The 26,130-nt window shown below is 63.1% G+C and carries 19 protein-coding genes; 8 read left to right on the forward strand and 11 right to left on the reverse strand.

All coding sequences use genetic code 11. The features are described 5' to 3' along the window. Positions 1–5: 5 nt before the first annotated feature. Complete coding sequence (locus tag AC1DYC_RS11500) at positions 6–812, reverse strand: family 1 encapsulin nanocompartment shell protein (protein ID WP_477406350.1); 807 nt, start codon at positions 810–812, stop codon at positions 6–8. After that, positions 809–1,861: a Dyp-type peroxidase gene (locus tag AC1DYC_RS11505; RefSeq protein WP_477406352.1), complete on the reverse strand. Its 1,053-nt coding sequence runs from the start codon at positions 1,859–1,861 to the stop codon at positions 809–811. The genes AC1DYC_RS11500 and AC1DYC_RS11505 overlap by 4 nt, the downstream gene beginning before the upstream one ends. Positions 1,862–2,783: 922 nt before the next feature. Between AC1DYC_RS11505 and AC1DYC_RS11510 the strand changes: the two genes are divergently transcribed. Beyond that, positions 2,784–3,521, forward strand: a complete 738-nt coding sequence (locus AC1DYC_RS11510) for a WecB/TagA/CpsF family glycosyltransferase (protein ID WP_477408259.1) — start codon at positions 2,784–2,786, stop codon at positions 3,519–3,521. Continuing rightward, a complete protein-coding gene (locus tag AC1DYC_RS11515) occupies positions 3,518–4,738 on the forward strand; it encodes an FAD-dependent oxidoreductase (RefSeq protein ID WP_477408261.1) in 1,221 nt (406 codons plus the stop codon). Before AC1DYC_RS11510 ends, AC1DYC_RS11515 begins: the two co-directional genes overlap by 4 nt. 127 nt (positions 4,739–4,865) lie before the next feature. Here AC1DYC_RS11515 and AC1DYC_RS11520 read toward each other — a convergent pair whose 3' ends face one another. Next, on the reverse strand, positions 4,866–6,014 hold the full coding sequence (locus AC1DYC_RS11520; RefSeq protein ID WP_477406354.1) for a GNAT family N-acetyltransferase: 1,149 nt from the start codon (positions 6,012–6,014) through the stop codon (positions 4,866–4,868). Between the two features lie 258 nt (positions 6,015–6,272). On the opposite strand from AC1DYC_RS11520, the gene AC1DYC_RS11525 reads away from it, so the two are divergent. Beyond that, positions 6,273–7,775 (forward strand): glucosamine inositolphosphorylceramide transferase family protein, encoded by a 1,503-nt coding sequence (locus AC1DYC_RS11525; RefSeq protein WP_477406356.1) that lies wholly within the window; start codon positions 6,273–6,275, stop codon positions 7,773–7,775. Between the two features lie 113 nt (positions 7,776–7,888). Here the strand turns inward: AC1DYC_RS11525 and AC1DYC_RS11530 are convergent, their stop codons facing one another. Together AC1DYC_RS11530 and AC1DYC_RS11535 are read right to left on the reverse strand one after the other, a co-directional pair. After that, complete coding sequence (locus tag AC1DYC_RS11530) at positions 7,889–8,983, reverse strand: glycosyltransferase family 4 protein (RefSeq protein ID WP_477406358.1); 1,095 nt, start codon at positions 8,981–8,983, stop codon at positions 7,889–7,891. Then, positions 8,980–10,392 carry a lipopolysaccharide biosynthesis protein gene (locus AC1DYC_RS11535; RefSeq protein WP_477406360.1) on the reverse strand — a complete coding sequence of 471 codons (1,413 nt, stop codon included), beginning with the start codon at positions 10,390–10,392 and terminating at the stop codon, positions 8,980–8,982. Before AC1DYC_RS11535 ends, AC1DYC_RS11530 begins: the two co-directional genes overlap by 4 nt. A gap of 229 nt (positions 10,393–10,621) precedes the next feature. Between AC1DYC_RS11535 and AC1DYC_RS11540 the strand changes: the two genes are divergently transcribed. The 3 genes from AC1DYC_RS11540 to AC1DYC_RS11550 are packed head-to-tail and all read left to right on the forward strand — an operon-like array spanning position 10,622 to position 15,423. Further along, positions 10,622–12,772: a GumC family protein gene (locus tag AC1DYC_RS11540; protein WP_477406361.1), complete on the forward strand. Its 2,151-nt coding sequence runs from the start codon at positions 10,622–10,624 to the stop codon at positions 12,770–12,772. Positions 12,773–12,775: 3 nt separating this feature from the next. Then, positions 12,776–13,906 (forward strand): glycoside hydrolase family 5 protein, encoded by a 1,131-nt coding sequence (locus AC1DYC_RS11545; protein ID WP_477406363.1) that lies wholly within the window; start codon positions 12,776–12,778, stop codon positions 13,904–13,906. After that, positions 13,903–15,423 carry a hypothetical protein gene (locus tag AC1DYC_RS11550; protein ID WP_477406365.1) on the forward strand — a complete coding sequence of 507 codons (1,521 nt, stop codon included), beginning with the start codon at positions 13,903–13,905 and terminating at the stop codon, positions 15,421–15,423. Before AC1DYC_RS11545 ends, AC1DYC_RS11550 begins: the two co-directional genes overlap by 4 nt. Positions 15,424–15,490: 67 nt before the next feature. On the opposite strand, the gene AC1DYC_RS11555 is transcribed toward AC1DYC_RS11550, so the two are convergent. The 5 genes from AC1DYC_RS11555 to AC1DYC_RS11575 all read right to left on the reverse strand — a co-directional run bounded on the left by AC1DYC_RS11555 (position 15,491) and on the right by AC1DYC_RS11575 (position 22,491). Further along, positions 15,491–16,396 (reverse strand): hypothetical protein, encoded by a 906-nt coding sequence (locus AC1DYC_RS11555; protein ID WP_477406367.1) that lies wholly within the window; start codon positions 16,394–16,396, stop codon positions 15,491–15,493. Positions 16,397–16,536: 140 nt separating this feature from the next. Then, complete coding sequence (locus AC1DYC_RS11560; RefSeq protein ID WP_477406369.1) at positions 16,537–18,189, reverse strand: FAD-binding dehydrogenase; 1,653 nt, start codon at positions 18,187–18,189, stop codon at positions 16,537–16,539. 50 nt (positions 18,190–18,239) lie between these two features. After that, the gene (locus AC1DYC_RS11565; protein WP_477406371.1) at positions 18,240–19,952 is read right to left on the reverse strand and encodes an aldehyde dehydrogenase family protein; all 1,713 of its coding nucleotides are present in this window, start codon (positions 19,950–19,952) and stop codon (positions 18,240–18,242) included. Between the two features lie 80 nt (positions 19,953–20,032). Further along, complete coding sequence (locus AC1DYC_RS11570) at positions 20,033–21,205, reverse strand: alanine racemase (protein ID WP_477406373.1); 1,173 nt, start codon at positions 21,203–21,205, stop codon at positions 20,033–20,035. Then, the gene (locus AC1DYC_RS11575; protein ID WP_477406375.1) at positions 21,202–22,491 is read right to left on the reverse strand and encodes a D-arabinono-1,4-lactone oxidase; all 1,290 of its coding nucleotides are present in this window, start codon (positions 22,489–22,491) and stop codon (positions 21,202–21,204) included. The genes AC1DYC_RS11570 and AC1DYC_RS11575 overlap by 4 nt, the downstream gene beginning before the upstream one ends. Before the next feature lie 313 nt (positions 22,492–22,804). Here AC1DYC_RS11575 and AC1DYC_RS11580 point away from each other — a divergent pair, with 313 nt between their 5' ends. Further along, positions 22,805–23,980, forward strand: coding sequence for an alpha-D-ribose 1-methylphosphonate 5-triphosphate diphosphatase (locus AC1DYC_RS11580; RefSeq protein WP_477406377.1), 1,176 nt, complete (start codon positions 22,805–22,807; stop codon positions 23,978–23,980). 12 nt (positions 23,981–23,992) lie between these two features. On the opposite strand, the gene uxuA is transcribed toward AC1DYC_RS11580, so the two are convergent. Then, positions 23,993–25,177, reverse strand: coding sequence for a mannonate dehydratase (uxuA, locus tag AC1DYC_RS11585; RefSeq protein ID WP_477406379.1), 1,185 nt, complete (start codon positions 25,175–25,177; stop codon positions 23,993–23,995). Positions 25,178–25,260: 83 nt separating this feature from the next. Here uxuA and AC1DYC_RS11590 point away from each other — a divergent pair, with 83 nt between their 5' ends. Then, the gene (locus AC1DYC_RS11590) at positions 25,261–26,046 is read left to right on the forward strand and encodes an SDR family NAD(P)-dependent oxidoreductase (RefSeq protein ID WP_477406381.1); all 786 of its coding nucleotides are present in this window, start codon (positions 25,261–25,263) and stop codon (positions 26,044–26,046) included. The last annotated feature ends 84 nt before the right edge of the window (positions 26,047–26,130 follow it).

A 26,130-nucleotide genomic window follows, 5' to 3' on the forward strand; every position in this document is an offset into this window, starting at 1 on the left:
CGGCGTCACTTCCGCGACGGCGCGAGCGTGACGCAGGCCTCTGACGTCAGCAGCCGGAAGGTGAACGTCTCCTGCAGATAGAGCTCGACGCTCGTGCTGGAGTGCGAGAGGTAGCCGATCGACAGGTCCTGGCCGATATCGAGCTCGAAATCGCCACCGCGCGTCGACAGCACGAACCCGCCTTCGATGGCCGGCGCCCAGATGATGCCGCCCTCGACCATGCGCTCGATATGGTGGAAGACCGGGTAACCCTCGTCGCTGCCGCCGCTGACGGCGGTATAGGCCGCAGCACCCAGCACCAGCGCATAGGGACCGTTGACGCCGGCGAGCCGCAACTGGCTGACCGCCTGGGCGATCGCTTCGGGATAACCCATCACCTTGGCCGGCAGCGCCACCACCGGATTGCTGGTGCCTTCACGAATGCCCTGGATGCCGGCGGCGGCGTAACCGTCGAACACCGAACGATCCTCGGCGAAAGCGATCTTGCGCGCCGCTTCCTTCACCGCGGACCAGTCTGAATCCGCAGCGCCCCGCTCGACGTCATCGATGGCCTGGCGTGTCAGTTCGAACGGAACCCGCAGTTCGACCAGCGCCTTGACCTCGCGCTGCACCGATTGCACCCCTTCGCCGGGCGCAGCGATCGGCTTGGTATGGCCGGTGCCGACAGAAGACAGATCAAAACCCTTCGGGCCGACGACATCGACGACGCGGCGCGCCGCCAGATGGCGCTTGAGGGTGCGCGATGCCTCGTCTTCGATCTGCTGCCACGCGCCGTCGGAAATGGGAGCGAGTTCCCGATAAAGATTGTTCATGTCTGCCTCACATCCTTAAGAGATCCGATACCGAGTGAGCCGTCGCGCGAGTGCGGCTGGAGTTGATCCGTTGCCTCGGGTGGGGCCGACAACGGAGCGGCCGCGGTATCCGCCGAAACACCGTCGAGAAACGTCGCCGACGGCACGAAAAACAGCGTGCCGGTCACCGCGCGGCTGAAGTCGAGCAGCCGGTCGTAATTGCCCGGCGGCCGGCCGATGAACATGTTCTCCAGCATCTGCTCGATACGTCGCGGCGAGCGGGCATAGCCGATGAAATAGGTGCCGAACTCGCCCTTGCCTGCATCGCCGAACGGCATGTTGTCGCGCAGGATTTCGAGTTCCTCGCCATCCTCGGTGATCGAGGTCAGCGCATTGTGGGCCGATGTCGGCTTCACCGCATCGTCGAGTTCGATGTCCGAGAGCTTGGTTCGACCGATGATCTTTTCCTGCTCCGCCACCGGCACCTCGTTCCAGCGCGCCAGATCGTGCAAATATTTCTGCACGATCACATAGCTGCCGCCGGCAAAGCCGGGATCCTCCTCGCCGATGATGGTGGAGTCGATTGCACCTTGGTCCACCGGGTTCTCGGTGCCGTCGACGAAACCGATCAGATCGCGGTTGTCGAAATAGTTGAAGCCTTGCACTTCGTCCGTCGTGGCGACGGCGCTGCCAAGCCGCGCCATGATCTGCGTCGCCAGTTCGAAGCAGAGGTCCATTCGCGCCGCACGGATATGAAGCAGCAAGTCGCCCGGCGTCGAAACGGCGTGATGCTGGCCACGGATCTCGCGGAACGGGTGCAGATCCCTGGGCTTTGGCGTTGCAAACAACCGGTCCCACGCGTCGGAGCCAATTGCCATGACACAGGACAACCCGCCCTCGAGGTCACGAAAGCCGACCGCTCGCTTGAGTGCGGATAGATCGGCACACAGGCCGCGTGCGGTCGCGTCGTGTTCGGGGCCGGGCTTGAGCGTGACGACAAGAAAGATCGCGGCCCGCGTCAAGAGGGCGACGACCGGTTGCGAAACAACGGCTGGCAAACTGGACTCCATGCTTGATCCGTTCGGTATCCCCTGACGCGGTGCCTGAATCAAGCAGCATCTTACTCAGGTTGGTTCACAGGATTTTGCGCTTGCGCCCGCCCTCGACGATAAGGCATTCCCGCCGCAATGGGCATCCCACCAAGGGATAGGGGTCGGAAGGATTTTTGCTCGACTGCCTCACGATGCGCCTGCCCTTCGATGACCGGTCTCGGGCAGGTCCGACAGAGCGAAGCGGGTTGAGGCGAGCAGCGGCGCGGATTTTCGACCCATGCGATGGCAACAGTTTCTGCAAGTAAATGCAACCAGAAATACATATTCCACTGATAGCGGTTGCTTACAAGCATCACGTCGGTTGATACCTTTGACTTTCATTCGAAAGCTATCGCTAGCCATGAACCATGGTGGAAATCCGTTTCCATCAACTTTTTCTTGCCGCGGACCGCGCCGACATTTCCATGTCGCCCGGTGGCCGCCTGGGCGTTCGCAACCCCAAACTCCCGCCACGCCGCCATCGAATTCTGTCGGCTAAAAAAATGCTCAGAGCGCGTTGATCCCATTGGATTTTTTGCGCTCCAGGGCCAAAAACCAAGCCCGACCTGAAACGGTTCGGTCTCCGCGATTGGCAACGCTTCGCTGCGGCGATGCAACGCATTGATTTATTTATAGATTTTTGTGAAAAATTTACGCATTAACTACCTATTAACGAACCGCTTAACTTTCCCCTCATTTTACTTAGAATACTTCGAAATGGGTTATCTCCACGATGGGCGACGTTTCGAAAAAGTCTCGAAGGGGCAAGGGCGCGATCCGCGAAGCGGATTCGCGGCGCCTCGAGGCGTCCGCAGCAAATGAGGTTTCCCATCCGCGTTCGCCAGGCGAGACCGGACCTGCAGGCGTGACAACCGGCGCGCCACTTCCCGCCTTGCCGACGGTGGTGCTCGGCGGCCTGCCGATCACAGTGATCGACCGGCAAGATGCCGCCCGGCTGATGATCGCGTCGGCGCGCGGGCATCTGCCCAACACCCGCCCTTATTATTTCACCTCCGCCAATGGCGATGTCATCGCCCAGGTGGGGCAGAACGCGGAAGTCGCCCGGCTGTTTCGCCAGGCCGACCAGATCCTCGCCGATGGCCAGCCGCTGGTTTTTGCCTCGCGCCTGCTGTGCAGCGTGCACCTGCCGGAGCGGGTCGCCACCACGGACCTGTTCCATGATGTGGCCACGCTCGCCGAACAGGAAGGCACGACGTTCTACCTGCTGGGTTCGACGGAGGCGGAGAACAACAAGGCTGTCGCCCGCATCAGCGCCAAATACCCTCGCCTGCGCATCGCCGGGAGTTGTCACGGCTTTCTTGCCGGCCTGGCGCTTGAAAGGAAACTCGACGAGATCAACGCGCTTGCGCCGGACATATTGTGGCTGGGCCTCGGCGTGCCGCGCGAGCAGATCTTTATCCGCGACTATGCATCGCGGCTCCACAATGTCGGCCTGATCAAGACGTCGGGCGGGCTTTTCGACCATATCGCCGGCAAGGTCCGGCGCGCCCCGCTATGGGTGCAGAAGGCTGGTTTCGAGTGGCTCTGGCGTGTGATGATGGAGCCGCGCAGGCTTTTCTGGCGCTATTTCACCACCAGTCCCCGGGCCGTGTACGCCCTGTTGAGGTACTCCAAATGACGGCCGAGCACAGCCACAGTCCGCTGCCTGAAGGGACAGATGCCGAGATCGCCATCGTCGGCGCCGGACTGTCCGGCACCATTGCGGCGAATGTGCTCGGACGGGCCGGCTACAGCGTCATCCTGATCGATCGCCATTCGGTCTTTCCCAGGGAATTCCGAGTCGAAAAAGTCGCCGGCGACCAGATTGAAAAAATGCGCCGGCTTGGCCTTCTGGACAGGCTGGCGACGGCTGCGGTGGCTTTTGACGAGATCGTCAACATCCGCAGGGGACGCTTTCTCGATCGTACGCATGCGCGCCACTACGGCATTTTCTACGATGACCTCGTTGCCGCCATGCGTGCCGAACTGCCCGAAAACGTTCGCTTCATAGCCGGCCGCGTGAACGCATTGGAGACGGGAGCGGACCGCCAGCGCGTGTCGATCCTCGACCACCACGACGTAACGGCGCGGCTGCTCGTGCTCGCCACGGGCATGGGCGACATTCTGAAGCGCGACGTTGGCATCGAGCGCCATTTCGTCCATCAGAAGCAGTCAATGACCTTCGGCTTCAATCTGCGCCCGGTGGGAGCAAGCGCCTTCAAGCACCCGGCCCTCACCTATTACGGCGGGGTCTCCGACGGCATCGATTACCTTAACCTGTTTCCCGCCGCTGACGTTACGCGCGCCAATCTGTTCGTCTTCCGCGATCACCGTGATCCCTGGGTGAAAGCGCTGCGCGAACGTCCCCGCGAGACGCTCATCGACACGCTGCCGGGGCTGGTCAACGCGTTCGGCGATTTCGAGGTCATCAATCGGGTCGACAGCTGGCTCACTGACATCACCGTGGCGCAGAACTGCGTGCGCAACGGCGTCGTTTTGATCGGCGATGCCTATCAGACATCCTGTCCGGCCGCCGGAACCGGCGTCAGCCGGCTGCTCACCGATGTCGAGCGGCTGTGCATGCATGTGCCGAACTGGATGGCTTCGCCGGGGATGGCGGCTGCCAAGATCGCAACGTTCTACAACGATCCGGCAAAACGGGCGATGGATGAGCACGGTCTGCACATGGCTGATTTTCGCCGCAGCCTGACCATCGACACCGATCTGCGCTGGCGCGCGCGCCGGCAGCTTCACTTCAGCCGTCGTCGCGTGATGCAGCAGATCAGCAATTTCAGCCCCGCTTTCGCGGCCAGGCTGCGCGGTTTCAGAAAGCCCGGCATCGAAGCCGCGAGCTGATCGCAGGCACCCAAGCAATTCCAGGAAAAGTGTGACGCGGTCTTTCGGGGAAACGCGTAGCGCTTTCCCGTGGGGATTGCGTAAAAACAAAGAGATAGGGCAGTCAACGTTTCCGTGAAACGGACGTTCAGGATCCAGCCGCTTCGTCGCTGGGCGCCTGCGGCACTACGGTACGGTCAGGCTTGCGCTTCTTGCCATGCGATCCGACCAGCCGCCGCGCCAGGGCCTTGGCCGCCGGCAGTTTCTCGACGGTCATGTGCGCGGCATAGCCGAGCGGGCTGCCGGCGCTGAAAATCTGCCACATCGGCGATGGCCGGCCACCGAAGGTAATCTTGTAGGGTTCGTCACCAATGGTGAAATCGAGCGAATGGTCGCCACGCTCGATGCAGTCGCGGGCGATCTGTTCGAACATCAGGCTGCCGATCGACTGCTTCCTGTAACCGGCCTCGTCGAAGCCGCCGAGAATGACCAGCAGCGAGCCGCGATGAGCGAGGCCGAGCGCGCCGGCAATCGCGCGATCGTCCATCCAGAATGTGTAGGTGCGGGAAAAGCCGCCACATCCCTCCGCCGCCACAGCCATGTAGAAGTCGAAATAGGACGGCGACTGCAACAGGTCGGCCGGGCCGTCGCTGCCGTCGAAACGCTTGCCGCGGTACAATTTGAGCGCATCGAATGTCGTGCGGATGGCGTCGACACTATCCGAACATTCAAAACGCGCCTGGCCCATCCGGCCGAGCTGCCGCGACTTCTTGTCGAGTTCCTTGCGATAGGAATTGTCGAGCTGGTGTTCGCGCCACGCCGCGAATGTCGTTTCAAGCTTGCTGGAATAGGCGCTCATGCCCATGCTTTCACGCTTGTCGATGCCAAACAGGCGCTCGATTGCCAGCGAGCGGTCGGCCAGCTTGCCTATGCGCAACAGATCATAGGGCTTCAGATGTTTTCGGATGGCGGCCACTGTGCGGCCATCTGCCACGATGCGCGAAAACGTCTCCTCGTCGGCGACCGGCGATATGTAGTCGGAAACACGCATGTCGGCGAATTCCACGACTTTCAAGAGCGTGTAGCGACGCCTGACCAACGGCAGGACCATCGCCAGTCTTCCGCCTGTCCGCACGACGATTATCAGCGGCGTGGCCGCACCATGCCCGACGATCTTCTCATACAGGAGGGCGAGCCAAATGGGGTGCTGAAAAGCGGTCGCGGCCGAGCTGGCGAAAAGCTCGGCATATTCCTTCGAACGAAAATCGAACGAATCCTCGACTGTGACTTCAAACATTATGGTCCGAACCGGCTGAGCATGGTCTATCGACGCTGTCTTGCGTTCCACGTCAAGGTCAACCGCATGGAATGTTAGGAACTTGGTATATACGGGGCCTCAAGCGCTGATTGCATATCTGTCGTCAATCCAGCATTCGGCGGCTGGCCGGCAGGATTGGTCAAGTTCTTCCCCTAAAGCGGATGGCCAGACTTCCAAGTAACCGCAAGGTAAGTTTTTTCGGTCAGTCATTTGTTTGTACCGGTCATTGCTTTTCAAATGTCCAGGCCGGGTCCCGATACAATCGCGAACTGGTACGACATGCTGGCGATCGACGTCATTGTTCCGCAATTTGCACCGCGCCTGTGGCAGAAGATTGTCATCGAGCGGCTGCGGTCGGACGGCCATGATATCGCCGTGCTGCGGCAACCGGGAATGCCGGGCTGGCCAGGGTCGGCCAAAGCCGCTTTTGCTTTCGAACGGCGCCTGTTTCGGCGCCGCCGTCCCAATCTGGCCGGAGCGCTGAACGAGATCCCGGTCCAGCCCTCCGGACGGCCCGCGGCGCTCAGGCTGGACCTTGCCGGCAATGCGCCGCGATCCGAAGTTCCAACCCTTGGCCTGCTGTTCGACGGATCTCAGTCCGATCTTGCAGTGGCGGCAGCGATCGTTGCCGGAAAATTGCCTGTGATCGAGGCCGTCCTCGACGGAAACGTGGTCGGCCGGGCACGGCCGATGGTGGACAAGCGGGAATCGGTGGCGCTCGGCACGGAAGATGTCCTCGCCCGCGCCATCACGCTGATCGTCTCGCTCGCCAAGGCTTTTGCCGACGGCCGGACCTTGCAGAACGAACCGTCGTCTGAACCTCGTAGCGCTCCGGTAAGGCAATTCCTGCCTGCCTATGTCGGCTCGGCGCTGCCGCGGCTTGGCCGGGAGATCATCCGGCGCGTCCGCTATCGCCACGCGCATTGGCGGGTCGGCTACCGCTTTGCCGATGCCCCCGGCGTCGTGGAAACCGGCAGGCTCGGCAGCGGCTGGTCGGTGCTGCCCGACCCCGGCGACCATTTCTACGCCGATCCGTTCCCGTTCGAATGGCAGGGCCGGTCGTTCCTGTTCGTCGAGGACTATCCCCACGCCACCGGCAAGGCTGTCATCTCGGTCGTTGCGTTTGATGCCAACGGAGTTCCCGAGGCGCCCCACGTCGTGCTGGAGGAACCGCACCACCTCTCCTATCCGCAAGTGTTCGAGCGCGACGGGGCAATCTGGATGCTTCCTGAAGCCAGCGCCAGCGGCAAGCTCACTCTCTATCGCGCCTCCGGCTTTCCGGACCGCTGGACCGCCGAGAACGTTCTGGTCGAGGGCGAGATTTCCGACGCAACGCTGCTCGAGCATGACGGGCTGCTCTGGCTGTTCGCCACCGACCGCGACCGCTACGGCAGCACCTCCGATACATTGGTGGTGTTTTCGGCCTCCGCCCTCACCGGTCCCTGGACACCGCATGCCGGCAACCCGATCCTGATCGACCACCGCATGGCGCGTCCGGGCGGCGCTTTCGTTCGCGGCCCGGACGGACGCGTCGTCCTTCCCGTTCAGGACGGAACGCTCGGCTATGGCGGCGGCCTCGGCCTGTCCGAACTGTTGCAGCTCGACCGGCAGACGGTGAGGCTTTCGGCGCCCCGGCCGATCGTCGCCGACGGCGACTGGCCATACCCGAAAATCCATACGCTCAATCGCGCCGGCAGGCTGGAGGTGATCGACGGGATCGCAGCGGTGCGAAGGCGTTAGAGCAATTCCAGGAAAAGTGTGAGCGGTTTTCCCGGGAAAAGCGCGCAGCGCTTTCCCTTGGGAATTGCGCAAAAACAAAGACATAGAGCGGTTCACCGTTTCCGTGAAACGCTCTATGAAAACAGTAGCGCCTCATAGCCGGCACACATCTGGGCCGGCGAGTATTTGTCCTTGAGCCGCCGCCCGGCTGCCGAAAGCCTGGCCATGAGCTCCGGCCTGGCGATCATCTCGGCAAGCCCTGTGGCCATGCCCTCGGCGTCGGCCTCGACGAAGATCGCAGCCGGTTCGCCGTCTTGCGCGGTCAGCACCTCGTGCATCACGGCAAGATTGCTTGCCACCACCGGCAGCCCGGAAATCGCCGCTTCAACGCAAGCAAGACCGAAGGTCTCGCTCGTCGACGGGAACGCATAGACATCGCCTGCCGCCAGGAATTCGAAAATCTGTGCCGGCGGAACTTCACCGACAAGATGCAACCGGTCCGCCACGCCCTGCTCCCTGGCAAAGGCGACAAGCGTCTCCAGTTCTGGTCCGACGCCGGCAAGCGCTACATGGATGTCGGACAACCGTGCAAGTGCCCCGACCAGTGCGATCTGGTTTTTTGTCCGCGTCAGCCGTCCGGACGAGACGGCAAGCCATGCATTGCCTGGCAAGCCGAAGCGGACACGAGCCGCCGCCTTGTCGAATGGCTCACGCGGTGCCGGAACGCCGTGATCGATGCGGTGGAGCCGCCGCCGGTAGGCTTGCGGATAGTGATCGAATTGCGCTTCCGTCCAGGCCGAGTTGACGATGTTTGCCTGGTAAAGCCCGGTCACGCCCATCAGCTTGTCGATCTGGGAGAGCAGGCCCATGATGCCCGTGGTGTGCGGTGCGCCGCTCTGGTTGGCGACGATCTGCCTGACCCCCGCCAGTCGCGCGCCAATCGTGCCGAAGATGTTGCCATAGTGCTGATAGGTGATGACGGCATCCGGCCGCGCCTTGCGCAGGTAGCTCACCAGCCCGATGGTCGCCCGGATCTGTCCCGGCAAGCCTTTTGGCGGCTCGGTAAGAATGAAATCAGCGCTGGCGTCGTGGTCGAAGGCGTCGGTCTTGCGATACATGAAGACGGTGCGGACATCATGGCCGCGCGCCCGCAACCCTTCACCGACCATGTCGGAAACGCGTTGCGCGCCGGCCGCCTCCGCCTGCGTCTGGACCTGCACGATCTTCACGTACGGTCTCTAAGCACGGGTCGGGAAACGGCCGCCGCCTTGCTCGTCGCGAGGCCGAAGATGGACGGGTTTATGCCTATTCGACGCCGTGCGATCGAGACTGCGAGGGCAGTCCAGGCAATCACCGTTCCGGCGATGGTGACCGCCGCGCCGACCGGCCCGAAATAATAGGTCGTCGCGGCCGTCGCGGCGAGCCCCAGCACGTTGACGATGACCAGCACCTTGAACAGTGCATGCTGCAGGCCGGTCAGTTGCAGCAGTATCTCGATCGGGCCGCATGCGGTGGCGAAGGCCGCGCCGATGCCGAAGATGACGAGCGTCGTGCGCATGGTCGGCGTGTCATAGGCCGGATTGAAAATGGACAGGATGAAGCCGCCGAAAAGCCAGAACGCCGCCAGCACGCAGAGCGCAATGGCAAAGCTGCCAAGTGCCGCAAGGCTGGTGATGCGCTGCACATGCGCCCTGTCGCCGCTGTAGAAAGCGCTCGAAATCTGCGGCGCCAGCGCCTGATTGATGCCGTTGAGCGCCAGCGCCACGAAACGGGTTGTCCGGTCGGCGACGAAGATGGCGCCGGCCGGCACCGGCCCCAGGATCATGGCCACCAGCAAGGTGCTGACCTGGCCGAGCGCCGGCGGCAGCGAGGTGACACCCCAGAGGCCGAGCGTTACCGTCTTGAATTCGCTTTTTTGCTCTTCCGTAAGCGGGCCACGCTCAGCGCGCGACGTGTCGCGCAGCAGAAGCACCGTCTGCGGCACGACCGAAAGGATGAGCAGCCCGGCGGTCAGAAAGGTCGCTGCGACCGCACCCATCCCGACATGCAGGAAGCGGCAGCCGAGCATGGCGGCAATGGTCGCCGCCCGCCAGATGATGTCGCGCGGCAAAAGGCCGTAAATGAGTGCATTCTTGGCGCGGAAGGCGCCGGAGGTGAATTCCGACCAGCCGAGCGAGAGCGACAGCACCGCGGCAGCCAGGCACAGCGAAAACCACTCCGGCGTGGCGCTGCTGGCGAACGGCATAAAACCCGCCACCAGGATGAGCAGGCTGGAGGCGACAAGCCCCATCAGCGCCACCACGATGGCGCGCGCCATCATGCCATGCGCCGAGTTGAGGTCGCCGAGGCCGACATATTGCGGCCAGAACCTGAGCACCGTGCTCTGCTGGCCGACCGAGGCAAAAAAAGAAACCAGGCTGGCGCCGGCATAGGTGGCGCTGTAGAGGCCGAACTGCCGCTCGTCCATCACCATCGCCACGGCCACGAACATCAGGAACGACAGGCCGGCACTGGCAAGCTTGATCACACCCGCGACCGCCCCGCTCCTGGCGAGCGCAGGGATGGACATGCGCATGTCGGCTGCCGGATTGCCGCTCCCAGCCATTGCGGCCTTTTTGTCGCTTATGTTGTCATCCAAGATCGGCTCCCGTGACGATCGGCAATGGCCTTGCCCCCGCGGCAGCCAACCGACCCTGAAACCTGTCCCTGAATAGAACAAAAACTCACGCAAGCGCCAGTGCCTACGCGACGAATGGTTACCTGCACCCCTGCATACAAAGGTGAAACGCTTTGGTAACCTTAACGAAAGGCTAACGATAATGGGAAATAGTGCGAGGTGTAGGGTGACGTGACTCTGCAGAGGAAAAATGATGAGTCCTGCCGGCATCGACGATCGCACGCTTCCGCCGCTGTTTGATATCGCGGCGCTGTGGGCGATCCTGTGGGGCCGCCGCCTGATGATTTTGATCATCGCCGGCGCCGTGTTGCTGTTGACCGTGCTCTATCTCGCCGTGACCAGCCCGAGCTACACGGCAACAGCCTCGATACTGATCGACCCACGCGACTCGCGTTCCACCAATTTCAACAATGTTCTTCCCGGCATCGGCTCCGACAGCGCCGCCATTGCCAGCCAGGTCTTCGTCATCGAATCGCAGGACCTGCTGGGAGACGTATTCGACAGTCAGAAGGTGGAGAGCGACCCCGAATTCTCGGGCCGAGGCCTGGTATCGCGGTTGTTTTCCATATTCGGACCCGACAAGAAGGCCACGCGCGACGCAACCTTCAAGCGCTTTCAAAAAGCGGTATCGGTGGAGCGCGAAGGGCTCACCTATGTCATCAATGTCAGCTTCACCTCGAAATCGCCAGACACGGCCGCGCGCATCGCAAATGCCATCGTCGAGCGCTACCGGACCGGCCTTGCCGGGGAACGCGAAGGCGCCAACAGCGATGTGAACTCCCTCCTCAACGACCGGATCAAGGGCCTGCAGAAGGACGTCAGCGACGCCGAGCGCGCGGTCGAGGATTTCAAGACGACGCACAGGATCGTCGACCCGACCGATGGCGGCACGTTGCAATTCCAGCTCGATCAGCTGACGACGCAGCTGATCACCGCCCAGGGCGACGCCGACCAGGCAAGGGACCGTTACAATCAGGCGCTTGCCGCCGGCAGCTCGCCTGCGGGTCTGGCCAGGTTGGCGGAAATCCTGTCCTCCAATTCGGCCATCAAATTGCGCGACGACTACAACCAGCGCACCGCCGAACTCGCCAATCTCGAAACCATGTATGGGCCGCGCCATCCGGCGATCGCGCGGCTGCGGTCCGAGATCGAACGGATGAACCGGCTCATGGGCGCCGAGGCCGACCGCATCAGGCAGCAGTTGAAGGCCAGCTACGATCTTGCCGCGCAAAATGTCGGCAAGTTGCAGGCCAAGCTCGAAGCCTTGCGCCAGCAGTCTTCCGACTCGAGCCTTGCCCAGGTGCAGCTGCGGCAGTTGGAATCCAAGGCCCAGGCGGCTCGCGGCGTCCTCGACGACTATCTGAAGCGAGCCAAGGAAACCTCGCAGATGGAGGGCGTCCAGACCTCCGAGGCGCGTACCATCGCCAAGGCTTCGCCGCCGATCCAGCCGACCTGGCCAAAGCCTGCGCTGCTGCTGCCGGTGGGCGCGGTTCTTGGCCTCCTCGCCGGATGCGGTCTCGCTCTGGCGTTCGGCCCGGTTCGCCGGCCGGAAGACGAACCGCGGGCGCCCAAGGAAGAAATGGTGCCGGCGGTCCAGCCCAGGCAGGACGCATCGCGCCCGGTTGCCCAGCCCACTCCGAAGCCGGTTCCGCCCAGTCTGGGCGAATACCGCGTGCCGGCCAGCGGTACGGCGCTTTCGGGCATCAAGGCAATCAGGGCTTCGCTTTTCCAGGACGGCGACGAGGCGCTTTCGCGCGACGTGCTGAAGCTGATGCGGCAGATCATCCTGCGCCTGCACGACCATCCCAAACCCTTTGTGCTGGCCGTGTCCTCGACTCGCAGCAGCCTCGAGGCAAGGCTTGCCGGCGCATTGATCGGAATAAGCCTGCAGCGCGTCGAGCAGAACGTGCTGGTCGTCGAGATCGAAGGCCAACCATCGGCTTCGGCGGACCACGGCCCCGGTATATTCGTCGACAGCGCCAGCGGGCTCAGAACCGCCATCTGCAGCCCGCAAGGGCAAAAAGGCGGCCGGACCCTGGGCGACGTCCTGACCGAGGCTGGAAACGCCTTCGACTTCATCCTCATCAGCGCCCCGGCCTTCAGCGAAAAGGCCTGGTCCCCGGAGTTTTTCACGCAGGCCGATCTGACGCTGCTGGCGCTGAACCCGTCGGAGCAGGCAGCCGACGCTGCCGCCCTTTTGGCGCAACGGCTGGGCGCCGCCCAGATCGGGCGCAGCGCCACGCTGGTGATCGCACCACAGACCGCGCAGTCGGCCGCCCGCGCGCCCGTACAGCCGTCCGGCGCTGCCGACTGGCGCCGCGGTTTGGCCGCGAGGAGCTGATCCGTGCTGGCGGAGCTGCCATCGCTGCCGGTGATGTCACGGCGGCAGGCGCTCGCGCTGGCTGGCGGGGCTGTGCTTGCGGCCCTCCCCTTTCCGGCCCGTGCGGCGACAACCGTGCGCAGTGTTCCATCGCGCGGCTTCAATCTTCCGGGATGGTTCGATCGCGAGGCAGGGACTGCTCCCGCCCCTGCGACGCTGGAAAAGCTGCGCCAATCCGGGTTCGAAACCATCCGCTTGCCGGTGAACAGCGATCTTATCTCGGCCGGTGACCCGGCCGGGCTCCGCCGCATCCATGACGGCGTCGCCGATCTTGCCGGGCTAGGCTTTGCCGTTCTCGTCGACATGCACCCGTCCGCCGACCTTCACGCCGCTTTTGAGCGCGATCCGGCAGCCGCAAGCGGACAGGTGGTGCAGGCGTGGACAGCCTTGCGTGCCGTCATCGCCGATCTGCCGGCGGCTTCGGTCTATCCGGAGCTGCTGAACGAGCCACCGATGGAACGCGCCGTCTGGCTTGCTCTGCGCGACAGGCTCGCCGAGACGCTGCGCACAACATGTCCGCGCCACACGCTGGTCTGGGGCCCGGCACGCTTCCAGGGCATATGGGAAATCGCCGATACGCCGCCTCTGGCCGACGACAACCAGATCGCCGCCATCCACTTCTATGCGCCGATGGCCTTCACCCATCAATGCGAGAACTGGGATACGTCGCCGCTGGCGCGCATGGCCAACCTGCCGTTTCCCGCGACAAGGGAGACCTCTGCGGTACGCGACCTCATCGCAAAATTGCGCACTGCCGGCGACGAAGAAGCCGCCTCCCTGCTCGAGAACGAACTCTCGAACCCATGGACAGAGGCCGCGATCGCCGCGAGCTTTGCCGAGGCCGGACGCTGGTCGGCGGCGCATGACTGTCCGGTGATGCTGAACGAGTTCGGCGTGCTCAATTTCTGCGTCGATGCACAAAGCCGCGCGGCCTGGGTCCGTGCCGTGCGCGAGGCCGCCGAAGCCAATCATATCGGCTGGACCTATTGGGAGCTCGACCAGGGTTTTGGCTTCATCAAGAGCAGGCTGAGCACGGAGGGGTTCGACGCCTCGATGATGGTTGCCCTGCTGGGCGACGAGGCGGCCGGGCAATGAGCGTCACCGGCGCATATCCGCGAGTCGGGCTGCGCGCACCCGATAGCACCGAGGCGCTGCTGCATGTCTGCGTATCGCTGATCGTTGTTGTCTTGACGGTTTCGGCCTTTGCCGTCTGGACCCCGTTCGGCATTGCGGCGACCTTCCTCCTGACGCTGATCGTGTCCAACGCCCTGCCCGCGGGCGTTCCCGTCCTGATCATCTGCGCCTTCCTCTACCAGAACCTCGTGGTCACCTGGTTCACCCCTTACATCCCAGACAACGACACGTTCGATTCGCTGCGCGGTACCAATTTCGTCATCCTGATGAGCGCCTTCGGCATTTTCCTTGCCGCGTCATTCCAGCAGCGCGTGCGCGCCCTGATCGAATTGCGCTTCTGGCTGCTGCTCAGCCTCGTGCTCTGTGGAACCATCACCTTCTATCTCGCCCTGGGGATCGTGCACGGCCAGCCCAAGGACGCGGTCGTCTATTTCCGCAACACCATCACGCCGCTTGCCTGCTTCCACATCGCCGTGCTCGCCGCCAGCCTCTATCCGGTCGACCTGCGCAAGAGCATGTTGTGGCTCGGTGCCGGCGCGGTCGTCTACGGATATCTGGAATTGATCTTCACGATGAATTTCCTCAGCCTCTTCCATGGCGACCTTTACATCGAACGCAGCATATCGCGGCAGATCGAGACCGGCGTGTGGGAGAAGGCGCTGACGGAAACCGGCTTCGTTTTCCGTGGGCTTGAGGACGTGATGACCACGACCTTCTTCAACACGCCGTTCTTCAACGACATCCTGCCCAGCGTCTTTCGTGTCGGCGGCCCGAATTTTCATCCGATCAGCTATGCCTATGCCCTCAGCATCATATCGGCCTGGCTGCTCTTCAAAGGACGCTGGCTGCTCCCTATTGCGGCCTTGCCGCTGCTGCTCGTCATCGGCTCCAAGGGCGCGACGTTCCTGCTGCTCATCGCGCTCGCCATGCGTCTGATCTACAGCCCCTCCCGTGCCGGTTTTACGCTTACCGCCGTCATAGTCCTGGCTTTGGCCTGGACGACCGCGGCAATCGGCTATGGTGCGACGCATGGGGACTATCACGTGCTTGGCTTGACGGCCGGCCTGCGCGACTTCCTGGCCAACCCGCTTGGACAGGGACTGGGCTTTGGCGGCAATTTGTCGAGCACCAGCGTCAATCTCAGCTGGGCCAACGCCCAGGCGGAAGGCGTCGCCTCGGTCCCCGTCGAAAGCGCGGTCGGCGTCATGCTCTATCAGATGGGCATAGGCAGCTTTGTCTTCTTCGGCTTCCTGGCGGCGCTCGCCATGGCGGCGCGGCGTCAGCTGATCGAAACCCGCGACCCGGATTTCCTGTTCGGTTTCGTCGTCATCGTCACCATCTCGGCCAATGCAGTGCTGCAGGAAGAAGCCTTCTACTCGCCGCTTGCGCTCGGCTTCTGCCTGTTGCTTGTCGGTGTGTCGCTGGGCACGCGCTGGCGCGAACTGGCGATGCAGAGAGCAATTTCAGGAAAAGTGTGAAACGGTTTTCCCGGGAAAAGCGCGTAGCGCCTTCCCTTGGGAATTGCGTCAGGAAGAGAGAGCGCAATTACGGCCCGAACACCACAAGTTCGGTGAAGGTCAGGTCGCCCGGCGCCGGCGGATTCGGACCCTTGAAGTATTTTATCCCCCGGTTGGCGAAGTAGCGGCCGAACAGGCCAGGGATGGGCTCCCTGGCGTCGACGAGGCAAAGCAGGATTCCCCTTCGCAAGACAAAGCGCCCCAGGGCGCCGGCGCAGCGGTCGAGATCGGCCACCGAACGGCAGTAGACGACCTGATGGCAAGGAATGAGACCGCGCAGCACGTGCCGCTTCATCAGCACCAGCGGAAGCGCTTCGCCGTCACAGATGCAGATCAGGCAGAGGCAGCCCAGAGCGGCGTGTTCCGAGAGTATGTATCGTTCGTTCTCCGGCAGCATCGCCGCTTCGGCAAGATCGGCGCGAAATTCAACCATGCGGCAGGACCGCCCTGAATTCAGGACGGGCAGAAAGGCAAACTGTCCTTCGGAAAACAGCCGGAAACCGAGCGCCTTGTTGATTTTCAATGTCGCGGGCGCCGGCGAGATATTGATGTAGGTTACAATGTCCCGTTGCTTGAGAACCGCCATGATCAGCTTGGTCGCATAGGGGCGGAATTTCTCGTCCACCGTCCAGCTTGAGATATTACAGCGGATTTCGTCGCCTTCCAGGCCAGGGAAGCGGGCGTAGAGCGTCAGCACGACGCCAACGATCTTGCCAGCATGCTCCAAGGCAAAGCCGTATTGCGGAAAATCGGCGACGATGGGGCGTTGCGACAAACGTGCGAGCGCCCGCATCCAGTAATTACGGCTGCGTTCTGGAAAACCCCGGCGCAGGCAATCGGCTACGCCGTCCCAATCACCCTGGTGAATTGGCCGGCAGCTGAGATCGGGAGGAAGGGTACCAAGTACTGCCATAGTCGACCCGTGAACGATCAAATTACCAGATCCATTCACCCCCAGCCTCCCAATAGCGCAGGACGATTAACAATCTCCTCTGTCATCGGGGAATATCCCCACCATGGCACCCGATGACGGTCTGTCTCGGTGTCGATGGCAGCGTTGGCCGGTTCCCCGCGTCACCTGCCCGCCGCGTGCCGACCTGCATTCCTGCCGGAGAAGATGCAGCTGCCGAGAAATGTCCCTTCCAGCGCATTGTAGCCGTGATAGCCGCCGCCACCGCCGCCGGCCACCTCGCCCGCCGCATAGAGCCCGGCGATGGGCTCGCCATTGCCGTCGAGAACCTGCGAATTGAGGTTGGTGTGTAGGCCGCCCAGTGTCTTGCGCGTCAGGATGTTGAGGCGCACCGCAATCAGCGGTCCGTGCCTGGGGTCGAGTATCTTGTGCGGTTTGGTCACTCGGAAGATCTTGTCGCCGATGTAGTTGCGGGCGCCGCGGATGGCCGTGACCTGCGCGTCCTTGGTGTAGGCATGGTCGACCTCGCGATCGCGCGCCACGATCTGCGCCTTGAGCCGGTCGTAGTCGACCAGGTTGTCGCCGGAGAGCGCGTTCATGCCGGCGACCAAATCAGCCAGATTGTCGCGGACGACGAAGTCCTCGCCCTTCTCCAGAAACGCCGCCACCGATGGTGGCGCCTTGCCGCCGCGCCGGTTCTTCAGCACGGCCCGCCAATCCTTGCCGGTGAAGTCAAGGTTCTGCTCCGAGCCCGACAGCACGAACTCCTTCGAGGCGATCGTCTTGGTCAGCACGAACCAGGAATAGTCGTGGCCGGTCGACAGGATGCGCTTCAGCGTGCCGAGCGAATCGAAGCTCGGGAAGAACGGCGCCTCCATGCGTTGTCCGAGCGCGTCGAACCATAGCGGCGACGGCGCCGACAGCACGCGGATGCCATGGTTCGGCCAGATCGGATTCCAGTTCTTGAGCCCTTCGACATAGTGCCACATGCGGTCGGCGTTGATGACGGCGCCGCCGGCGTTCTGGGTGATAGCCACCATGCGGCCATCGACATGGTGCGGCACGCCGGCGACCATACGTTTCGGCGCCGGCCCGAGCCGCTCGACTGGCCAGACCTTGCGGACAAGATCGTGATTACCGCCGATGCCGCCGGAGGTGACGATGACGGCACCGGCCGAGAGTTCGAAATCACCGACGACTGTCCGGTTCGACTGCTTGCCGCGCTCGACGTTGGACGCCTCCAGGATTTCGCCCGCGACGCCGGTGACCGCGCCGTTGGTCTTGATCAGCCGGCTGACCTGGTGGCGGAATTTCAGCGTGATCAGCCCCTTGGCGACATGGTCGCGCACGCGCCTTTCGAACGGCGCGACCACGCCGGGCCCAGTGCCCCAGGTCAGATGGAAGCGCGGCACCGAATTGCCGTGGCCATTGGCCAGCGCGCCGCCGCGCTCGGCCCAGCCGACGACAGGCCACCAACGCATGCCCATGCCGTGCAGCCACGGCCGCATCTCGCCGGCGGCGAAATCGACATAGGCTTCCGCGACTTTCCGCGGCCAATGGTCCTCTGGCCGGTCGAACTGGGCCGAACCCAGCCAGTCCTGCCAGGCAAGGTCGCGGCTGTCCTTGATGCGCAAGCGGCGCTGCTCGGGCGTGTCGACCAGAAACAGGCCACCGAGCGACCAGAACGCCTGGCCGCCGAGAAAACCGCCGCCCTCCTGCTCGACGATGATCACGCGCTTGCCGGCATCGCCTAGTTCGGCAGCCGCGGCCAAGCCAGCAAGGCCGCCACCAACGATGATTGCATCCGCGTCAGCCATTGTCGTCACTCCTGTCTCGGCTTTTTGGTTTTGACATCGGATGCTTGTTGCTAGCCGCGCAGTGCGTTCCAGATGATGCGCGGCAGTTTCAGGACGCTCGGTCTGTAGTGAAACTCGGTGATCAGCCGGCCGACGATATCAGCCCTTTTGTGGGTCAGGAACCATGCCGGTTTCGGCATGATGCGGAACGGCGCTTCGAGTACGCTGCGCTCGGGCTTGTCGAACAGGAAGGTGTTGTGCACGACCCCGATGCCGCTCTGCACGTCCTCGAGCGTGTGGCCGGGGAAGGCGCCCCAGGTCGGCCGCAGCAGTGCGAACAGAACACCGCTCCAGGAATTGATGCCGATGCCGCCATAGCGCAGCTCGGCAACGATCTCTTCGAAGCGCGTCCGGCCGATCTCGGCGATCGTCTTGGGATGGATGAGGATGTTGGCGGCCAGCGTGCCGTGTAGCTTTTCATTGGCGTAGGCGACTGCGGCGCGCAGGTAGGATTCGGCATTGCCCGCCGGCAGCCGCAAGACGCTGAGCGCAGGCGCGAACACTTCGGCGTTTTCGAGATAGGCATCGCTGCCCGGCCGGAACGGCACCACCACGCAGGCAGGTCCACCCGGGCGCTCGAATTTCTGCAGGCTGTCGGCATGCGCTTCGAACGCGGCGAGGCGCTCGGCGGCGCCGGGATAATAGGCCGGCCGCGACGGGGCCTTCTGCATCACCTTTTCGAGCGCAGCCAGCAGCGCATCGGATTTGTCCCAGCCTTCGGGCAGCACCAGCATCTGGCAGGCGATGCAGTTGAAGCCGGAATTGTTAAGCTTCTGGGTCGCGATCAGTTCGGCATGATAGGCGATGTCGGCATTCGACCATGGGCCGGGAACCACGATGGTCGGCGCCACACCGCCAAGCTCGGAGGTGATGCGCCTTTTGTTCTTCGGCGTGCCCGCCGCCTTGTTCTTTCGGCCCTCCTCGCCGGGACCCCAGACGATCGCATCGTGCGAGGTGGCGGCACCGGTGATGTGGATGTCGTCGACGAGATCGTGATTGCACAGATAGCCGCCGACATCGGCACCGCCGCGCACGATGCGCAGCGCGCCGAGTTCGATCAGCGGCCGCAGCGCCGGCCGCAGGAAATCGATGAGATAGTCGTTGACCGGGTTCATCTTGAGCAGGACGACCTGATGTTCGACCAAGAGCTTGTGCAGGCAGTCGAGCGGCGCGATCGATGCGACATTGCCGGCGCCGAGCACCAGGCCGATCTTGCCCTTGCGGCTCGCCGCCGGCGCGTCATAGGCCGCGGCAGTGTTTGCTGCGAGGTTCGCCTTGGTCACGCCGGGCTGCATCCAGATCTCGGCTTTCAAGCCCGTGAACAGCACCCTGTCCCAGACCGAATTCGGAACCACCGTCACCGCCACCTGCCCGTTGGGCAAGGTGCGGACCGGCAGCCCGTCGAGGAAGGTCTTGCCCTCCATCAGGCTGAGTGTGTGGATGAACTGGTTGCAGCCGTCCATCAGCGCCGCCGGGCCGGCCAGCCACTCCTCGCCTTCGAGCGGCGAGCCGGTCGGGATGCCCTTCTTGCGCACCGCCGTCTTGACCCAGGCCTCGGCGACCTCGCGTACATTGTCCTTGACCTCGCGCAGCAGCGCGATCCGCTCGCTGTTCGAGGTGCGCGCCCAGTCGTCCTTCCTGGCATTGAGATCGGCCAGAGCCAAATCGAGTTCGGCTGCCCATTCAGGCTGCACGGGGTGGGTTTTGACTGCCTTGGCGACCATCGTATCCTCCTCCACTTCGATCTCTGTGTTTGCCGCAATTCCTGTGGGAAAACCGCTTCACACTTTTCCTGGAATTGCTCCTACGAAAACGGCAGTGCGGCCCATTGCGCGGCGATCTTACCGCCGGAATAGACCTGGATCGAACCGAATTGCTGTAGCACGAATTCGCTCTGCGTCGGACGCAGGAAGGCGTAGTCATCGGGTCCGACATTGGCATCGTCGGGCAACGCCATGAACTGCTGGTTGGTCGAAAAGCCGAACGTCTTGTCGGTCTTCATGCCCACGGGATAAACGGGCTTGGCCATCCATTTGCCGCCGTAGAGAAAACAGCCGCGCCGCGGCAACAGTCCGAGTTTCTGCAGCAGCCAGGAGCGCTCGTCGAGGCCCGGCAGCTGGACATCGACCACCTTCAGGATCGGCGCCGCGATGAACGCGGCAGGTTGCAATTGGCTGAGGCTGGGCACGTCGAAATCGGTCGGCAGCACAAAGGCCGATCCGATGGACAATTCATTGGCGCCGACCCAACTATCGTAGAGCAAAGCGGTGCTGCTGCCGCCAAGATTGAGGATCTTGCGCTGGTTGGGCGCGAGGCAGCCGACATACTGGCGAAACAGGCTGACGGCCTTGGCGCGCGCCTTCGCAGGCCCACCCAGCAGTTTGGGGATGTGGCCGATATGCGCCTCATAGGCCATGATGCCATCGCATTTCAGCCGCGGATAATTCGTCAGCGCGGCAACCGCCCGTGCTAATACGTCGGGGTCGCCGATGCCGCCTCGATGCAGGCCGACATCGACCTCGAAGCAGATGCGCAGCTCGCGGTCGAGCTCAGTGGCGAGCGAGCCATAGGCGGCAAGCCGCTCCTCGGTATCGATCAGCCAGACGATGCGCGACGTCGCTTCGCCGAGCCCGGCGAGCACGCCCTTGGTCAGCGCGTGCCTGGCACCAGCAACCGGCATCGGCTTGCCGAGCAACAGATCGACGTCGGCAAAATTCCGCAGCATCTCGGCGCTGATCGGCAAATGGAAGGTCATCAGCCTGTCGGTCGCAAACGCCGCGCGGATGTGCTCGATGAGCGGCAGGCAAGGCAGCGACTTGTCGACGAGGCGCAGATCGAGGCCAGCGGCGAACTTCGCCCTGATCGCAGCGATGTTGTGATCGAGCCGGTCGAGATCGAGCACCAGGCACGGCTGGTGGATTTCGGCGGTTCTCAGCGCGCCCGACAGTTCGGCGAAATAGGTGTCGGTCAGGCTCATGCCGCGACGCCGAGCAGTCTGGCCATGTAGGGCGACACGAAGCGGTTGTCCGGGTCCATCTCGCGGCGCACCGCCATGGCGTCGTTCCAGCGCGGATAGAGCGCGCTCAAATCCTTGGCTGTCAGGCTGTGCATCTTGCCCCAATGCGGGCGCCCTCCGCGCTTGCGGAAGATCGGCTCGGCGGCGTTGAAGAACGCCATCGGATCACGCTCGACGCCATGATGGATGGCGATGGAACAGGTCGGCCGCTTGTAGAACGGGCTGAGCCAGACATTGTCCGGTGCAACCACGCGCACTTCCATCGGAAAGTAGACCTCCGGAAACCGCGTCTCGAGCAGCGCGATGATTTCACTCAGCGCCGCCGCCCCTTCCTCGAACGGAAGGTGGTATTCCATCTCGTTGAACTTGACGTTGCGCTCGGAGGTAAAAACCTTCAGCCAGTCCTCGACATAGTCTTCTGCCGGCACTTTCGCGAAGGCCGAACCGATGAGACGGCGGCGCAGCCACGGAAACCACGTGAGATAGTCGCGCAGCCTCCTCAGCGTGGTGACGGCATCGTCGTCTTCCGTCGGCGGGCGCACTGTCGCCGGCGCCTCGGTGATGTCGCTGGCGATCAGCAGCGCCTGGCCTGAAAACGGCACGTAGTAGAACTCGGCCGAACGATGCGCCGTCATGGTGCTTTCGAATTGCGACAGCACATCGGCAATCGGCGCCGTCCAGCGGCGGTGCCGCATGCGGTAACTCGCCATGTTGCGGATCGTCACTTCGGTGACCGCGCCGAAGGCGCCGAGCGAAGCGCCCATGGCTTCGATCATGTCGGAGCTCTTGGTGCGATCGAACTCTTTCACCACGCCGCGCCCGTCGACGATCTGCATCGCCTCGAGCTGGGTATGATAGGCGCCGAGCGTGATGCCCGAACCATGCGTGGCTGTGCCGAGCGCCCCGCCGAAGGCCTGCTTGTCGATGTCGCCCATGTTCGGCAGCGCCTGGCCGACGCCGTGCAGCAGCTTGGCCATCGTGCCGATCTTGGTACCGGCGCCGACCCGCGCCGTAAGCTTGTCGGGATCGTGCGCCTTTAGCCCCTCGAAGCGATCGAGCGACAGGATCGTTCCGTCATTCTTGACCAGTGGCGTGAAGGAATGGCCCGTGCCGGCGAAGCGCACGGGCCATGGGGCGCTGCGGATGAGTTCGCGCAATTCATCGAGGCTCTGCGGCTCGGCAAGAGCCTGCGGTGTGGCCGTAACATAGCCCGACCAATTGCTCCACTGGCTGATAGCCTCTCCCACAATCGCCTCCCTGGAACGGCCGGCTTGACCGGTCTTGATCGCTGCACAAAATAATATGATACATAGTCAGCTTTTTGGATATGATACATTGTCAGCTTTCTGTCAAGCTGGCAATCGAGCGCTAAGCCGTTGCAAGCCGGCTTCGAAAGAAAAGCACCGTCGACCTCATGGCCTGTGACTTTTCGCGTCAATCACCAGGCATGTCACCGACTGTCATTTTTCAGGGGCAAGCAGCTGCTATGGGACGGCTGTCGCTCGGTCCTGTCGACCGAAAACCCCGTCCTGAACCGCCTGTCCCCCGAAGAGAAATCGTATGTGGCTAAGTGAATTTGAAATTGTCCTGCGCGACCGCGTCGTCCCGAACGGCGCCATCCGCATCGAAAGCGGCCGGATCGCCGAGATCCGCAACGAGCCGGTCGAAAATGCCGACATCTCAGGCGGCGGTCGCCTGCTTCTGCCCGGCTTCATCGACATGCATGGCGATATGGTCGAGAGGGAAGTCGAGCCGCGCCTCGGCGTGCATGTTCCAATGAAGATCGGTATCGCCGAACTCGACAAGAAGCTCGCCTCCTGTGGCGTCACAACGGCCTATGCCGCGCTCTCCTTCATCGGCGCCAGCATCACCAGCGGCGTGGCGCGCTCGGAAGAGCATACATCGGCGATCATCGACACCATTGCCGGCATGAAGGACCACCTACTGGTCGATCACCGTATCCACGCCCGCTTCGAAGTCACCTTCACGCCGGCCATTGCCATGCTGCAGAAGCTGATGGATGCCGGCAGGCTGCATCTGATCTCGCTGATGGATCACACGCCCGGACAGGGCCAGTATCGCGATGTCGAGCTTTACATCGCCCGCATCGCCAAGGAGCGCGGCATGTCAGTTGCGCAGGCGTCCGAGGTCGTCGGCCACCGCATCGCCGGGCGTGAAGGCCAAGGCGATGTGCTCAACGGTTTGCAGGACCTGTCAGCCCGTGCGCAGGCCAATGGCGTCGCGCTTGCCTCGCATGACGACGACACGTTGGAAAAGGTGGAACTGGTGCATGGCCTCGGCGCCACGCTGAGCGAATTCCCGGTGACGCTGGAAGCGGCGCAGGAAGCACGGAGGCTGGCAATGCACACAGTGATGGGAGCCCCCAATGCGCTCCGCGGCCAGTCCTATTCCGGCAATCTTTCGGCACGCCAGGCTTACGAAGCCGGGCTGCTCGACATGCTGGCCAGCGACTATCATCCGGCCTCGATCCTGCCAGCCGTGCTCGGGCTGGCCGAACTGCGCGAAGGCAGTCTTGTGGCAGCGGCGGCACTGACGAGTGCCAACCCGGCGACGGCACTAGGCCTTACCGATCGTGGCGCCATCGAGCCGGGATTGCTGGCCGATCTCGTGGTGGCCGATCGCCAGCCGGTGGCGCGGGTGCGGGCGACATTCCGCGCCGGCCGCATGATCTACAGTGACGGCACGCTGGGCCGGCGCCGGGATGACAGGGCATGAAGTCCAGCCCTGTCACGCCAGCCCGAACGTCTCCACGGCGCGCATGATACCGCGCAGTTCGGCCAGCCCCTTCAGGCGGCCGATCAGCGAGTAGCCGGGGTTGATCCTGGTCTTGCCGATATCGTCGGCCAGCAGATGGCCATGGTCCGGCCGCATCGGGATTTGCCAGTCGGCGCGGCCTTCCCTGTGGCGGCGCGCCTCTTCCTGCATCAACGCCAGAATGACATGCGCCATGTCGGTGCCGCCCTCGAGATGCTCGGCCTCGTAGAACGAGCCGTCCTTCTCGATGGTGATGTTGCGCAGATGGGCGAAATGGATGCGGTCGGCGAATTCCTTGACCATGGCGACAATGTCGTTGTCGGCGCGCGTGCCGTAGGAGCCGGTGCAGAACGTCAGCCCGTTGGCCTGACTGTCGACGGCATTGAGAATGAAACGCGCATCCTCAGCGGTCGAAACGACGCGCGGCAGGCCGTAGAGCGAGAACGGCGGATCGTCGGGGTGAATGCACATGCGCACCCCCTCCTCTTCCGCCACCGGAATGATCTCGCGCAGGAACCAGGCGAGGTTGTCGCGCAGCTCCTTCGGCCCGATCCCGTCATAGTCGGCAAGCGCCTCGCGAAAACTCTCGCGATCATATTTGCGCTCGGTCGCCGGCAGGCCGGCGATGAGGTTGCGCTCGATCTGGTCGATCTTCTCGGGCGGCAATTCCTTGAGCCGCTTCTCCGCCTCGGCAATGCGCGCCGGCGTATAGCTCGCCGCACCGTCCTTGCGCTTCAACACGAACAGATCGTAGGCGGCGAAATCGATCGCATCGAAACGCAGGGCATAACCCGTCGTCGGCAGCCGGTAGGCGAGATCGGTGCGGGTCCAGTCGACCACCGGCATGAAATTGTAGCAGATCGTGGCGATGCCCACCTTGGCCAGCGCGCGGATCGAGTCGCGATAGTAGCCGGCATAGCGCTCGCGTTCCGGCGCGCCGATCTTGAAGGAGTTGTGAACCGGGATGCTCTCGACGACCGACCAGGTCAGTCCGGCTTCCTCGATGATGCGCTTGCGCTCCAGCACTTCGGCTTCCGGCCACGCCCTGCCGTCGTAGATATGGTGAAGTGCCGAGACCACGCCGGTGGCGCCCGCTTGCTTGACATGATCGAGCGTCACCGGATCGTCAGGTCCATACCAGCGCCAGCATTGTTCCATTTTCGGCTTTCCTTCTGCGAGAGGTTGGCAACTTATTGTTGGACCGCGACGGGAGTCGATAGAAAAGGAAGGAGTTTTTAGAAATGACGGATTTCGAGGGCAAGGTGGCCCTGGTGACGGGTACGACCGGCATTGGTCTGGCGACCGCCAAACGCCTTGCGGCCGGCGGCGCTGCAATCATCGCCTGTGGCATCGACCGCGCCGCCAATGCGGCGATGAAAGCGCAACTGGAAAGCGCCGGCGCCAAAGCGTTGGTCATTGACACCGACGTCTCCGTCTCCGACCAGGTGCGCGACGCGGTGGCGGCCGGCGTGGCGAAATTCGGTGGCCTCGACGTCATCGTCAATTCGGCCGCCGTCCACCCCTATGGAACCGCGACGACGACCGACTGGGAAACCTGGAACCGGACGATGACGGTCAATGTCGGCTCCATCTATCTGACGGCACATTTCGGCATTCCGGAAATGATCAAGCGCGGCGGCGGCGCCATCGTCAACGTCGCCTCGGTGCAGGGCTTTGCCTGCCAACAGAACGTTGCCGCCTACGCCACGACCAAGGGCGCCATCCACACGCTGACCCGCTCGCTAGCGCTCGACTATGCCTCAGCCGGCATCCGGGTGAATTCGGTCAGCCCAGGCTCGATCCGCACGCCGATCCTGGAGAAGGCCGCGCGCGGCGACAATGGCAGCGATGCCGATGTCGAAGAGGCCTACAGACGCTTCGGCGCGGCGCACCCGCTCGGCCGCATCGGCGAACCGGAAGAGGTGGCCGAACTCATCGCCTTCCTGTGCTCGTCGAAGGCAGGCTTCTGCACCGGTTCCGACTACCGGATCGATGGCGGCCTGACCGCAGGCATCGGCGTGAAGTAAGGCTGCGAAATCGCCTGTTCACGCTTGCAACGTAACCCCATATGTGAAAATACTATTCACAAAAGAAGATTGACGGGAGGATCG

This window comes from Mesorhizobium sp. P2_E7 (assembly GCF_056403855.1).

Coding starts and splice junctions, on each gene's coding strand:
- AC1DYC_RS11500 (WP_477406350.1), bottom strand. CDS start 812: ATGAACAATCTTTATCGGGAACTCGCTCCCATTTCCGACGGCGCGTGG.
- AC1DYC_RS11505 (WP_477406352.1), bottom strand. CDS start 1,861: ATGGAGTCCAGTTTGCCAGCCGTTGTTTCGCAACCGGTCGTCGCCCTC.
- AC1DYC_RS11515 (WP_477408261.1), top strand. CDS start 3,518: ATGACGGCCGAGCACAGCCACAGTCCGCTGCCTGAAGGGACAGATGCC.
- AC1DYC_RS11520 (WP_477406354.1), bottom strand. CDS start 6,014: ATGTTTGAAGTCACAGTCGAGGATTCGTTCGATTTTCGTTCGAAGGAA.
- AC1DYC_RS11525 (WP_477406356.1), top strand. CDS start 6,273: ATGTCCAGGCCGGGTCCCGATACAATCGCGAACTGGTACGACATGCTG.
- AC1DYC_RS11540 (WP_477406361.1), top strand. CDS start 10,622: ATGATGAGTCCTGCCGGCATCGACGATCGCACGCTTCCGCCGCTGTTT.
- AC1DYC_RS11550 (WP_477406365.1), top strand. CDS start 13,903: ATGAGCGTCACCGGCGCATATCCGCGAGTCGGGCTGCGCGCACCCGAT.
- AC1DYC_RS11560 (WP_477406369.1), bottom strand. CDS start 18,189: ATGGCTGACGCGGATGCAATCATCGTTGGTGGCGGCCTTGCTGGCTTG.
- AC1DYC_RS11565 (WP_477406371.1), bottom strand. CDS start 19,952: ATGGTCGCCAAGGCAGTCAAAACCCACCCCGTGCAGCCTGAATGGGCA.
- AC1DYC_RS11570 (WP_477406373.1), bottom strand. CDS start 21,205: ATGAGCCTGACCGACACCTATTTCGCCGAACTGTCGGGCGCGCTGAGA.
- AC1DYC_RS11580 (WP_477406377.1), top strand. CDS start 22,805: ATGTGGCTAAGTGAATTTGAAATTGTCCTGCGCGACCGCGTCGTCCCG.
- uxuA (WP_477406379.1), bottom strand. CDS start 25,177: ATGGAACAATGCTGGCGCTGGTATGGACCTGACGATCCGGTGACGCTC.
- AC1DYC_RS11590 (WP_477406381.1), top strand. CDS start 25,261: ATGACGGATTTCGAGGGCAAGGTGGCCCTGGTGACGGGTACGACCGGC.